The 12,078-nt window shown below is 72.1% G+C and carries 8 protein-coding genes and 1 pseudogene; 6 read left to right on the top strand and 3 right to left on the bottom strand.

The genetic code is table 11. The annotated features are described in order from the left end of the window. Nucleotides 1-176 precede the first annotated feature (176 nt). Both ACFWWU_RS15790 and ACFWWU_RS15785 read left to right on the top strand, forming a co-directional pair. A pseudogene (locus ACFWWU_RS15790) lies at nucleotides 177-1,176 on the top strand (DUF6192 family protein). A gap of 2 nt (nucleotides 1,177-1,178) precedes the next feature. Further along, entirely contained in the window at nucleotides 1,179-1,820 is a 642-nt protein-coding gene (locus ACFWWU_RS15785) for a transposase (protein ID WP_384144789.1), read from the top strand. Nucleotides 1,821-1,979: 159 nt separating this feature from the next. Here ACFWWU_RS15785 and ACFWWU_RS15780 read toward each other — a convergent pair whose 3' ends face one another. Beyond that, nucleotides 1,980-5,537, bottom strand: coding sequence for a hypothetical protein (locus ACFWWU_RS15780; RefSeq protein ID WP_384144787.1), 3,558 nt, complete (start codon nucleotides 5,535-5,537; stop codon nucleotides 1,980-1,982). 183 nt (nucleotides 5,538-5,720) lie between these two features. On the opposite strand from ACFWWU_RS15780, the gene ACFWWU_RS15775 reads away from it, so the two are divergent. Then, on the top strand, nucleotides 5,721-6,803 hold the full coding sequence (locus ACFWWU_RS15775; protein WP_384144784.1) for a hypothetical protein: 1,083 nt from the start codon (nucleotides 5,721-5,723) through the stop codon (nucleotides 6,801-6,803). Between the two features lie 723 nt (nucleotides 6,804-7,526). Then, nucleotides 7,527-8,207, top strand: coding sequence for a class I SAM-dependent methyltransferase (locus ACFWWU_RS15770; RefSeq protein WP_384144781.1), 681 nt, complete (start codon nucleotides 7,527-7,529; stop codon nucleotides 8,205-8,207). Between the two features lie 76 nt (nucleotides 8,208-8,283). Here the strand turns inward: ACFWWU_RS15770 and ACFWWU_RS15765 are convergent, their stop codons facing one another. Continuing rightward, the gene (locus ACFWWU_RS15765; protein ID WP_384144778.1) at nucleotides 8,284-8,820 is read right to left on the bottom strand and encodes an NUDIX hydrolase family protein; all 537 of its coding nucleotides are present in this window, start codon (nucleotides 8,818-8,820) and stop codon (nucleotides 8,284-8,286) included. Between the two features lie 306 nt (nucleotides 8,821-9,126). On the opposite strand from ACFWWU_RS15765, the gene ACFWWU_RS15760 reads away from it, so the two are divergent. After that, nucleotides 9,127-9,537 (top strand): hypothetical protein, encoded by a 411-nt coding sequence (locus ACFWWU_RS15760; RefSeq protein ID WP_384144776.1) that lies wholly within the window; start codon nucleotides 9,127-9,129, stop codon nucleotides 9,535-9,537. 337 nt (nucleotides 9,538-9,874) lie between these two features. On the opposite strand, the gene ACFWWU_RS15755 is transcribed toward ACFWWU_RS15760, so the two are convergent. Beyond that, the gene (locus tag ACFWWU_RS15755; protein WP_384144773.1) at nucleotides 9,875-10,336 is read right to left on the bottom strand and encodes a winged helix-turn-helix transcriptional regulator; all 462 of its coding nucleotides are present in this window, start codon (nucleotides 10,334-10,336) and stop codon (nucleotides 9,875-9,877) included. An 87-nt stretch (nucleotides 10,337-10,423) separates the two neighbouring features. Here ACFWWU_RS15755 and ACFWWU_RS15750 point away from each other — a divergent pair, with 87 nt between their 5' ends. Continuing rightward, entirely contained in the window at nucleotides 10,424-11,590 is a 1,167-nt protein-coding gene (locus tag ACFWWU_RS15750) for an MFS transporter (protein ID WP_384144770.1), read from the top strand. The last annotated feature ends 488 nt before the right edge of the window (nucleotides 11,591-12,078 follow it).

The following is a 12,078-nucleotide window of genomic DNA, read 5'->3' as shown; positions in this document are numbered from 1 at the left end:
ACGGCCGTCGTTCACCGGCTCCAAGCAGCGGTTGCCCGGCGCTTCGCACGCCCCTGCTTCATGCTCTGCCCCGTCGTGCCAGGGCCCGTCACGGTGGAGGGACCTGGGCCGGGAGCCTCCCCAACGTCGGTCAGCATCATGACCGGGTCCGGCCCAGGGGTGAGGTGGTGGTCGTCATGTCGGAGCGGGTCGGGAACGTCACCAGGTCGCGGTACGAACAGCTCGTCGCCGAAGCGCGGGAGCTGATCGCGCAGGTTTCGAGGGCCCAGTTCTGTCTGGGCGACAAGGCGCTGGGGATCGAGCCGATGCGGCCGGTGGGCGGGTCGATGCCGAACGGCACGGACGACCTGTTCACGGTCGAGGAGTCGCTCGCGCTGTTCGCCGACGACATCGGGGTCGCGAAGTCGACGGTGGAGGACTGGCGGTGGACCTCATCCCGCTGGCCAGCCGCGAAGCGGAAGGACGACGTGTCGTTCACCGTCCACCGAATCCTGGCGTCGGTCACCGACGAGACCGAGCGGTGGGCGGCGATCGAGGACGTGCCGTTCAACCAGCGGACCGGCCGGCGCGGGTGGACCCCGGACGCGGCGAAGCGCCGGGTGGGCCAGCGGGTTGAGCGGCCCGTCACGGTCGAGGAGAAGGTCCAGGCCGCCGCCGACCTGACCAGAGACGAGGAGGTCGCGGCGATGTCACGGCCGATCTGCTGCGCAGGCCGACGGCCACGGCCCAGCTGCCACCGGCCGAGCGGGTCCGCGTGGTCCAGGAACTGACCCGGGACGACGAGGTCGCGAAAACGGTGACCACGGATCTGCTGCACCGGCCGGAGGTCGCGAGGCAGACGATGCGGGACGGCACCGCACGGTTCCTGGTCAACCGGGCCCAGTTCGACAACTCCGCGCAGGTGAGGGAGACGATCCGCGAACGCACCCCGGCCGTGAGGAAGATCGAGCACACCACGAGTACCTGGACCTGGTCGGGTCCTGCCACCAGTACGTCGCCACCCTGGGCCGGCTCGTCCCGCGGCTGAGGGGCCAGGAGTTCACCGAGGACGAGCGCGAGACCGTCCGTCGCGGGATCGCGAAGGTGAGGGCGGCGGCCGAATGGCTCGAGGCGGCGGTCGACAACGGCGAGTTCACCCTGGACGAGCAGCTCGCCAAGCTCCTCAACGGCGAGTAGCCGTGGCCCGCCAGGCCCGGCCGCTCGCCGAGCACTACGGCGACCTGGTCCGCGTCTCCCTGATGGAAGCCCGCAAGGGCCTCAGCCGCGCCGAGGCTGAAGCGCACGTGGAGCGCGCCGTACGGCGGCTCGAAGAGGAGCTTACCGAGACGGAGCAGCTGCTTGCCGAGACCCGGCAGTGGCAGGCGGAGTCCGCGGCGGCCGAAGGCCGGGCCAAGGACATCGAGGCTCTGGCAGAACTGGCCCAGACTTACATGGCTCAGGCCGACGCGGAGACCCAGGCTCGGTATATCGAGATGTTGGACATCAGGGCGAAGGGCGCCGGTGAGCCGATCGTCCGGAAGGCCGGGCGCAAGTGCTCGGTCGGCCAGTGGTTCGCCGACCGCAATCGACTCGTCCCCGAGCTGACCGACGAGGCATGGGAGCGGGTGGCCCCGCTCATGACGGGACATTGGAGCGTGGACCCGAGGAGGATGCTGGATGGCATCCTCCGCAAGGCCCGTACGGGCTCCAGCTGGCCTGAGATCTTCGCGCAGTTCGAGTCCAGGTCGGTGAAGACCTACTGGGACCGCCGGCGGATGAACGGCCGCTGGGAGGCCGTCATGGCGATCCTCTCTGCCCGAAGGCGACGCCGTACATACTGAGCCTGCGCGGGTGCCGCTCCTGGAGATCGAGGGGGCGATCAAGCCCGCCCTTCTTGTTGACTCTGATCGCAACAAATCATGCGCTTGAGTTTCGTTGCCACGTCGCCGACCTTAGTGCGGGGGGCCACGGCCGATCGAACGGATTTCCGCCGGGCGGGCTCATCTCCCGGCCAGGGCGGTGGCGTACGCCGCCTCCCGGACCTCCTGATCCGGGTGGCGGCGCAGTGCGACGACGGCGGCGCGGCAGATGTCCGGCCAGTTCTGGCGGGCCCCGAGCGCCGTAACGAGGCCGACGGCGAGGAGACCTTCCACGGCGCCGCCCTCGCTGCTCAGGGCCCGGACCGTGGCGAGGGCGCCGGCGGGGTCGGCGAGCGGATCGCCGTACGCGTGCGCTTCCTCCAGATCCTCGGCCACCCGGACCGCGAGGACGGGGCGACCCTCGATGGCTGCGGTCAACTCGCGCAGTGAAAGCAGCAGTTCGGGTTCGGGTGCCGTCAGGTCGATCGCCCGTGCGAGGAGGGCGGTGCGGGTGGCGGTGACCGCCGGTACGGCCGGCAGCCGCCGGGCCAGCTCCGCGCACATCCGATGGTCGCGGATCGACGTGCTGAGGAGCGAGTGGAGGCGACGGCGGGCCGGAAGATCCCCATCCTCCCCGCCACCCTCCGGTTCGCCGGCCGCGATGAGCGCCAGAAGCCGGTCGACGACGTCGTGCAGCAGGCTGCCGGGCTCCACGCCACCGATCGGGTGGGGCAGTTCGGACTGGGCCAGCTCCGTAAGCCCGTGGCTCGCGCGCCAGGAGCTCAGCGGCGAGGAGAGATCGGTGTAGACGTCGGCCAGGGCCCTGCCGGCCGCGGGCGTGTACCGCGCCCAGTCGCGGAGGCTCAACAAGGCTTGATCCGCCACCTGTTCCCCGGCGACGAAGGGCAGCCGGGCGACGAGCTCCCCGTACCGCGCCCGGTGAGCGACGGCCAGCTCCGCCGGGTTCGGATCCAGGAGCGCGCGCCAGGCGGCATCCGGCCCGTCGGCGGCAGCCGACTCCAGCAGGGCCCACATCTCCTCCGCCGGCAGCAGCGTCGCGGCCAGCCCGACGACGGTGGCGCGCACGTCCGGATGGATACCCGGGGTGCCGCCCACGGCGGACAGGAGCGCGGTGGCGGCGACCGGGGGCAGATGGCGGACGGCGAGCCGGGCGGCCGTCTTCCGGACGGTGACCTTCACTCCGCTCTCGCGGGTCAGGACGTCACGGAGCAGGGCCGCGAGCCGGGTGGGCCTCGTGTGGGCGGCGGCGCGGCCGGCCGCGGACCAGGCGGCCGCGGCCCGGTCGTCGCCGGCGTGGTCGAGGAGGGCGCCGAGGACCGAGGCCGGATCGTCCGTGTGCGCGGCCGCGTCCAGAGCCGCCGTCGTCAGAGCGGACTCGGCGTGGTCGGCCGCGGACTCCGCCGCGTCGTCGGGCCCGGCGTCGGTCGACGCCGACGCCGGGCCGGCGTAGGCCGACGCCGACGCGGTGTACCGCCGGAGCAGGGCCCGCCCGTGCTCCGGTACTGGCGCCACCGCACGGAGCAGCGCGGCGCGTTCGTCGACGGGCCGGCCGGGGTCCGCGACGACGTCCGCGGCCAGCAGGACCGCGGCCCGCTGCTGCCGGGGCAGCCACCGGTCGGCGTACCGGAAGGGAGGCAGCGGCCGGGGGGTACCGACCGGTGGGAACCGGCCGTCCGCGGGCGGGACCGCGGGCAGCGCGGCGTCCAGCAGGTCGGTGCGCTCCGCGGCGAGTACGGCGAGCACGGGAGGCAGGAAGGCCGCAGAGGGCTCTCTCGCCAGCAGCTCGGCCACACGGTCGCCGCGGGTCGCGGGGTCGGCCAACCAGGCCGCGGCGACGTCACCGAAGACCCCGTCGGGGCAGGCGTGCAGGGCCTGTTCGAGGCGTTCCTGGAGTTCCGGGATCCGGTACGCGTGGTGTCCGCAGGAACTGACCAGCGCGAGCAGAGGCGCGACGTCCCTGCGGGCGGCGGCCCGGTCCAGCCACGGGCCGAGTGCGTGCACCATGACGCGTACCCCGCTGGCGCGCGGCAGCGTGCCCGGACGGCCGAGCTTTACCGTGCCGGTGAGAGCGGTCAACGCCTCCACGAGGCGTACGGCGGTACGCAGGGCGGCACCGCCGCCGGCAGCCACCGCGAATCCGCCGACCACGGCTCCCACTCCCACCCTTTCCCCGTCTCCCTCCCGTTCCGCGTCCACGGCGGTGAGCAGGGTCGGGACCAGGGTCCGGATCGTGTCCCGGGTCCCGGACGAACAGTCCCGGGCCCGCAGGGCATCCAGGCACAGCCGTTCCAGGGACTCGGACCCGGCGCGGCCCCCAGCGGTCGCGCCGCCCCCGAGCGCTGCCACGATCAGGGGTGCCGGCAGGTCGGCGAAGGCGGACAGGGCCTCTCCGCGTACGGGGTCGCGCTCGTTGGCGAGTCTGCGGGCGGCCAGCGCGAGGACCTCCGCGACCTGCTCCGGATCACGGCTCAGGCCGGCGTTGACGGCCAGCCGCTCCCAGACCGTCCCGCGCTCCTCGGCGTCACCGGTGCCGAGGGCGGCCAGGAGTTCGGGACGGGCCTCGGCGGGCGGCAGCAGAGCGAGCAGACCCCAGAGGTCCCAGACCGTGCTGCCGCGCTCGACGCGGAGCGCCTCCACCGCTGCACGGGCCCGCGTGTGCCGCTCGGTGGCGGGCAGCAGGGCGAGCACCCCTTCGTGCGCGCGGACGTTCCGGCGTGGATGGCCGGCGGTGATGACGGCGTCCAGGAAGCCGGACCGGCGCGCCGGTGGTACCGACCGCAGCAGAAGAGTGAAGGCCTGCCGGTGGAACCAGCGCGCCCCGAGCGCGGGCAGCGACGGCGGATCCGTCGCCACCAGCTGCCGCATGACCGCCCGGCCGGGTGTCCGTTCCCACCGCGCGGCCGCCCGGCCGGGGTCGGCGAGCCAGCGCGCGACGCGCTCGCCGTCCTCCGCGACGAGGGCCCCCAGCCGGTCGTGCACCGGACCGGGGAGGTTGTCAGGGCCGTACCGCTCCAGCAGGTCCAGCACGCGCCCCGGCGCGGCGGGCAGGGCGGCGGCGACTCCGACGGCGTGCCGCACCCACCAGCGGTCGCGCAGCCGCTCGGGGAGATCGGCGAGTTCCCGTTCCGCGTGGTCGAGGACGGCGACGGGATGGCGTACGGCGAGCGTGCTCCACTCCTCGAACGCGAGCGCCCCCGCGAGTTCGGGCAGCAGCCGCGCGGTGAACTCCGGCGAGCAGCCCGGCAGCAGACGGGCCGCGTCCTGGTCGCCGTACGCGGTACGCACCCGGAGCACCAGCCGCTCGGCGAGCTCGGGCCGCCGCCCGTCGCGCAGCAGCCGTGCCAGGTCGGCGCGGACCACGGCGGGCGCGTCGTCGTACGCGGCCTCGACGGCGGAGTCCGGGACGGGGAGTCGCCGGGCACCGCGCAATGCGTACCGGCGGACCACCGGGTCCGGATCGCCGATCCGGGCCGCCAGATACGCCGCATCCCCGGCGGCGAGGGCCGCCAGCGCGGCGAGGCGGCGCTCGTACGGGCCGCGCACGTCCAGAGCGGCCAGCAGAGGCCGCAGGTCGCCGCGGGCGGCGAGCCGGTGAGCGGTGACGGCGGTGTACCGGAGCCGGGCGGCGTGCGGCAGGGGGTCGAGAACGGCGAGCAGCTCGTCGGCGTGGGAGATCACCGCGGGCATTGTGCCCGATGACGCGCGTTCGCCCCATCGAATATCGCACCGCCCATGGAGAGCTGGATCCCCTCCAGGGGCGGGCTCTGAGCTGGGCGGATGGGCCCGATGGGGGTGTGCGATCATGCGGTGGCCCCGGGGAGGGGCCGGGACCACACACGGGGTGAGGGGCAGGGCGTGGGCATGGGTGGGGATCGCGGCGGTTCGTCCGTGCCGGACGAGGTGTGGGAGGAGTTCCTGCGTACCGCGGGCGATGGTGCGGGGGACGCGCCGAAGGAACCGTCCGCGCGGGCCCGCGAGGTGGCAGGTCGGCTGCGGACGGAGCCCGCGGAGCCGACGCCGTGGCGTGCGCACACACCCGCCCGGCCACGGCGGAGGAAGAAGGGCTGGTACGCGGCCGGGCTGCTGGCCTCGCTGGTCCTGCTGGTCGTGGCGGTGGACCCGGGAGGCATCGTCGGGTGGTCCGGTGACGAGGGCCCGACGCGGGAGCCCCTGGCTCAGGAGTCGCAACGCCCGGAGGACGCGCCCGCGGCCGAGCCGGCCGGGCGGGCCACACTCGACGACCCGTTCCGGGGATCCCCGGCGGCGCGCTGGGCGAACGGCACGGCCGGGATCACCGTGCCCGCCGCCAAGGCGACCGGGTGGATGACGAAGGCGGAGGTACAGCTGGCGCTCGCGCGGACACGCGACTTCCTCGCCGCGTCCAGCCTGGACGCGACCGTGCTGCGCGGAGGACGCCCGGAGAAGGCGATCGCCTTGATGAACCCGCATCAGCAGGACGTCACGACCTTCGTAGCGACCGCGCTGCGCACACCGAGCGAGGAAGACGACGCGCGGATGCTCTTCAGCCGTTTCGACCCGGCGCAGGCGCGCCTGGTCGGGGACGTGGTCAAGACCCGCGGACGGCTCACGTACCGGGAAGGGAAGCGCGGGGCCCTTGAGGTGACCGCCGACGTCACTTTCGTGTACCCGGCCGCACCGGCGGGCGGCGGCGACGAGGTCGTGCGCACGATCGTGCGACGGGAGACGGTGGTGAGCTGGGACGACCCGGCAAAGGTGATCACCAAGGAGGGCACCTTCACGCTCCTCTCGTACAAGGCCGACATGACCAACGGCGGTTGCGGCAACGCCACCGGATACCTCAGGCCGGAGTTCGGCGGGGGAGCGCCGGACACGGTCATGGACAGCCGGACAGCCGATCCCTACGACCGCAGCGCGCCGATCGGGGAGGGCCACGAAGGCTGCGGGACGGCCACGCGGTCGTAGCGGGCCCAGGGTCAGGCGAGGGGAGAAGGAACTGCAAGGCCGACCACCAGCGGCCCGACGACCCGACCCCCCCCTCATCGGCCCGGGAGGAACACAAGGAGGATCTATCGGCTCAGTCATCCATCGCCCCGTCGGTCCGCTCCCGCAGCGAGTCGGCCAGGCCGTCTGATCGCGGTCCTCGAACGCATCCACGTTCCCTGCCCCCAGGCGAACGCAACCGAGTCACGGCGTCGCGGCACCCGGGGACGGCTGTGCGGCGGTGCATCAGCGACGTTCGTAGGCCGTGAAGGGCCTGGACCCTGTCGAATAGGCGTCGCAGCGGGCGACGATGAGCCGGTCCTCGTACGTGAAGAGCCTGTCCGCAGGGCCCAGGTCGTAGGGGAGGATTCGGACTCGCTCCGCTCGCCCGTGGCGGGGTGATGTTGTCGGTGCCGCCGCAGGCGAGGAGTACGGCGACACCGCTGCCGGCGGACACCGAGGAGTGCTGGAAGCGAGGTGGGTCCGGCTCGCTGAGAGGAGCCTTCGAGAGCTCGCGGCCGTTCTTCATGTCGACCGCGACGGCGGTGGCGCAGGGCTTGGTGCTTCACCCGCCTGAAGCAGTGGCGTGGCGTCGTCACCCGGTACGACAAGACCTCCGAGTCCTGCGAAGGAGCCGTCACCCTCGCTTTGCCGGTCCGGCAACAGGAGTGGCGGGAGCGGGAAGCGATCGGCGACGGTGGGCCCATGACCGACGACATCGCATCAGGATCACCCGCGTCCGACATCTCTTCGCCTGGCGACGGGTACCTCGGAGACCCCGTCGTACGGGCGGAATGGGACAGCCGGTACGCCGATCGCCACCAACTGTGGAGCGGACGGCCCAACGGCGCGCTCGTGGCCGAGAGCGCCGATCTCGTACCCGGACGGGTGCTCGACGTCGGGTGCGGCGAGGGCGCGGACGCCGTCTGGCTGGCGCGCGGCGGCTGGGACGTGACCGCGCTCGAGGTCTCGGGCGTGGCACTGGAGCGGGCGGCCGGGCACGCGCGGGACGCGGGCGTCGACGTTCGCTGGGTCCACGCCACATTGACCGAGGCGGGGCTCGCGCCGGCCTCCTTCGACCTGGTCTCCGCGCAGTACCCGGCCCTGCTGCGGACCCCCGATGCCGCAGCCGAGCGCGCCCTGATCACGGCCGTCGCGCCCGGTGGCGTGCTGCTGCTCGTCCACCACGCGGGGATGGACACCCAGCAGGCGGACGACAGTGGCTTCGACCCGGCCGACTACGTCTGGCCCTCGATGGTCGCCGCTCTGCTCGGCGACGACTGGGTGGTGGAGGTGGACGAACAGCGGCCACGCGTCGCACCCGAGGGCGGCGCGGGCGCACACCACACCGACGACGTGGTGCTGCGCGCACGCCGACTGCGCTGAGCCCCGACAGGAGCCCCCGGCAGGACCCCCCGACAGGACGACGCCCAGGTTGCCCCTGGCGAAGGTCCGGCAGATCTCAGTACGTGTGTCCCACGTACGCGAGGGCCTGCTTCAGGAGCACCCCGCGACCGCCTGGCATATCGCCCTGGACGGCCGGAGAGGCCGCCTCCTGCGGGCTGAACCAGACCAGGTCCAGCGCGTCCTGCCGGGGCCGGCAGTCGCCGGTCACCGGCACGATGTAGGCCAGGGACACCGCGTGCTGGCGAGGGTCGTGGTACGGCGTGATGCCCGCTGTGGGGAAGTACTCGGCGACGGTGAAGGGCTGCAGGGAGGCGGGCACATGCGGCAGAGCCACCGGGCCGAGGTCCTTCTCCAGGTGGCGTAGCAGCGCGTCACGGACTCTCTCGTGCTGCATCACCCGGCCGGACACCAAGGTCCGGCTGATGGTCCCGTCCGCGCCGATCCGCAGGAGCAGACCGATGCTGGTGACCTCACCGCTGTCGTCCACGCGTACGGGCACGGCCTCGACGTAAAGGATCGGCATCTGGGAACGGGCCGTTTCCAGCTCGTCCGTGGTCAGCCAGCCGGGCGTGGTCTCAGTCATGTCAGACATCGCTTGATCATACTTACCTGGCGGTGCATCAGCCCAGACCGCGTGTCTGCCAGTTGGGTGGGAGTTCGGACGGCCGATGGGGGCGCGGCGTGTCGATGCCGAAGTGGTGGGGCATCGAGGTGCGTTTCTCAAACGCAGTGTGGCGCGCGCAGCACGTCCTCACCCGGAACGAGTTCGACGTCTCCCGCCGGACCGGCCGCCAGTCTCACCCCACGGCAACACGTACTCACTGGGGGCGTCCCTACTCGGGTGGAACTGAGTATCCGAGCTCTGACGCGTGTTCGGGCAGGCCGGAACACTGAGGTCATGAGCAGAGGACAGCAGAGATCGAGCCTCCAGGCGTTGGCTGCCTTGGTACTGGCGGGGGTTGGGGTAGCGGCGTGGGCCGCGTGGCTGGGCTGGGACCAGCATCGCGATGTGCACCCTGACGGTTCGACGACCGGCCCGTACGAGGCGTGGCAGGTGCTCGGGCTTGCGCTTACCCTGCTGGCTCCGGTGTGCTGGGCGGCCTTCCGGGACCGTGCTGTGGGTGGGGTGATCGGCACCACCGCTGGACTGACCGTTGCCGCTGCGTACGACTGGTCTGACGACGCGAGCGGTCTCTTCGTGATCGGCGTGGGTCTGGTGATGATGGGGACGCTGGCTGTCACCAGCGCTGTCTCGCTCCCGATCGCCTCCTTGAAGCGCAAGCGTGAAGCAAGCAGCCCCAGGTCCTGACCCCGCGCAGTCGGCACGCTTCCTCCGCTCGGAAGGAAAGGAGGCGGGGGCACGGCATGCCGTTCATTGCATCGAGGCGCGCGGGCGACGATGCCACCCCGTCCGGATCGGACGCCTTCCCGGCGCGATTCGTACGCCGGGTCGGGTACGCGCTGGTGCTGTTATCGGCAGCGGTCGCGACGGTCGGCGCGGTCACGGCGGGGCGTTCCGATACGCACTGGTCGACCAGGGCCCGTACGACCGTTCCTGGGGGTGGTCCGACCAGTGAACTGGCGGGCTCTGCCGAGACGCAGGAACATCCCGTTCCCGCCCAGCGCTGCGCGCCGGAACGTGCTCTCTACTGGGGAGCCTTCTGCACATGGGTGGTGTCGGCGTCGAGGAGAGTGCCGTCGGCGCCGGTCGGTGCGAGGTCCGGCACAGGGGTGCCGCGCTCGTCGACAAGGACGGAATGGACCTCGCCGGGGGAGAAGGCGTGCCGTTCCCCCCACTGCCGCAGGGTGACGATGACGGGGAAGAGGGCGCGCCCGGCGTCGGTGAGCACGTACTCCTGGCGACGGCCCGATGGCGCGGTGCGCTGGGCGAGGAGCCCGTGAGCGGTGAGCTTGCGGAGACGGTCGGTGAGGATGTTGCGGGCGATGCCCGTCCGTCGCTGGAACTCGGTGAACGACCGTGCCCCGTCCATCGCGTCGCGGATGACGAGAAGGCTCCATCTGTCGCCGACGAGGTCGAGCGTGCGAGCGACAGGGCAGGCGGGGTCGGTCCAGTCGGCTTCCGGGGCAAGCGCGGTGGTGCGCGGCATGACACCTCCCAATGAGTTGCGAATTGAAACCATCATGCCTTACGGTCAAATCGGTTGCAATTCGCTACTGATTTGGGGTTGGGTGCAATGAACGCATGGCGGCGGATACTGCTGGCCGTGGTATGCGGAGTCGCGGTGGCGAGCATCTACGCAGCCCAGCCGATCCTGGAGCCGATGGGGCGCGACCTCGGCGTTCCGTCACACCTCACCGGGTGGATCGTCGCGATCGGCCAGCTCGGCTACCTGGCAGGCCTGCTGTTGTTGGTGCCGCTCGGCGACGTGGCGGACAGGCGCCGACTCATCGCCGCGCACCTGGCGATCACCGCGGTGGGCATGACCCTGACGGCCTGGGCGTCCACCGCATGGGTGGCCTTCGCGGGGCTCGCGACGGCCGGGGTGTTCGCGGTCGTGGTGCAAACCACGGTGGCCTACGCCGCATCGGCCTCGCCGCCCGCCGAACGCGGCAGGAACATCGGCATCGTGACCTCTGGTGTCGTGGTCGGCATCCTCGGCGCACGGGCCGTCACCGGCGCACTTGCCGAGGTCTGGGGCTGGCGAAGCGTCTACGCCTTGCTCGCCGCGCTGTCACTCGGACTCGCAGCCCTCGTCCTCGCGGCGCTCCCACCAGAGCGGCGCCGGAACCCGCCCACGAGGTACAGCGGAGCCGTCGCCTCGCAAACCGAACTGTTCAGAGAACGCGCGTTCCTGACGCACGGACTCATCGCGTTCTTCCTCTTCGCATCGTTCGGAACTCTCTGGAGCGGACTGGCCCTGCCGTTGGCGGACGCACCATGGCATCTGAGCGAGAGTCAGATCGGACTGTTCGGCATCGCGGGACTCGCCGGCGCACTCGGCGCGGTACGCGCGGGACGGTGGGCGGACGCAGGACGGACCACCCCGGTCACAGGACTGGCCCTCGCTTTGCTCATCCTCTCGTGGGCAGCGATAGCCCAACTGTCGCGGTCCCTATGGCTCCTCGCCCTCGGAATCGTGGTCCTCGACTTCGCGGTCCAGGCCGTGCACGTGAGCAACCAGCACCTGCTCACCGCGACACATCCGCACCGCGTCAGCAGCGTCATCGGCAGCTACATGGTCTTCTACTCACTGGGCTCCGCCCTCGGCGCCGCCGCGACCACCACCATCGTCACCACCTACGGCTGGTCAGGCTCCAGCCTCCTCGGCGCCGGATTCGCAGCCTGCGCTCTGGCGACCTGGGCGACGACGAGGCCGCAAAGGGTATCCCTTGAGTGGTGACGCTGCGCGCTGCCGGTGATGGAGCAGTGATTGAGGAGTGCGGTGTGAGTGGGCTGGCGCCTGCCCGTGCGGGGGCTCCACCGGTGGCGCGTGCGCATGCCGGGGTGCACGCTGAACCTGGGGGCGGTCCCCTAGGCCGGGCTTCTTCTATGACGACACTCACCTCGTGCAGTGAGGACGCGTTTCGCCAGGCGGTCCTGAGCGGCGGAACGGTGTTGTTCGGCATCGACTGTCCGGCCCTGACCCTGTCACGGAGTGTGGACATCCCGGCGTCCGTCAGCGTCGTCATCGACGCCAACGGGCACAAGGTCGTCCTCGACGGGCAGGGCCTCACGCGCCACTTCGTCGTCGACGGCGGACGGTTGACCCTCAGAGGCGTGACGCTCGCCAACGGCCGTGCCCTCGGTGCCACCGGAAGCGCGGGAGTCGCCGGTGCCGCCGGGGCGCGCGGTACGGCGGGATCGCCAGGTCAGGAGGGCGACAGCGGC

It is taken from the genome of Streptomyces sp. NPDC058650 (assembly GCF_042717315.1).
Taxonomy (GTDB): Bacteria; Actinomycetota; Actinomycetes; order Streptomycetales; family Streptomycetaceae; genus Streptomyces.
This window is presented reverse-complemented; position numbering and strand designations above follow the sequence as displayed.

Excerpts from the sequence above, each read along its gene's own strand:
- ACFWWU_RS15775 (WP_384144784.1), top strand. The coding sequence starts at position 5,721 with ATGGGTGGGGATCGCGGCGGTTCGTCCGTGCCGGACGAGGTGTGGGAG.
- ACFWWU_RS15770 (WP_384144781.1), top strand. The coding sequence starts at position 7,527 with ATGACCGACGACATCGCATCAGGATCACCCGCGTCCGACATCTCTTCG.
- ACFWWU_RS15765 (WP_384144778.1), bottom strand. The coding sequence starts at position 8,820 with ATGTCTGACATGACTGAGACCACGCCCGGCTGGCTGACCACGGACGAG.
- ACFWWU_RS15760 (WP_384144776.1), top strand. The coding sequence starts at position 9,127 with ATGAGCAGAGGACAGCAGAGATCGAGCCTCCAGGCGTTGGCTGCCTTG.
- ACFWWU_RS15755 (WP_384144773.1), bottom strand. The coding sequence starts at position 10,336 with ATGCCGCGCACCACCGCGCTTGCCCCGGAAGCCGACTGGACCGACCCC.
- ACFWWU_RS15750 (WP_384144770.1), top strand. The coding sequence starts at position 10,424 with ATGAACGCATGGCGGCGGATACTGCTGGCCGTGGTATGCGGAGTCGCG.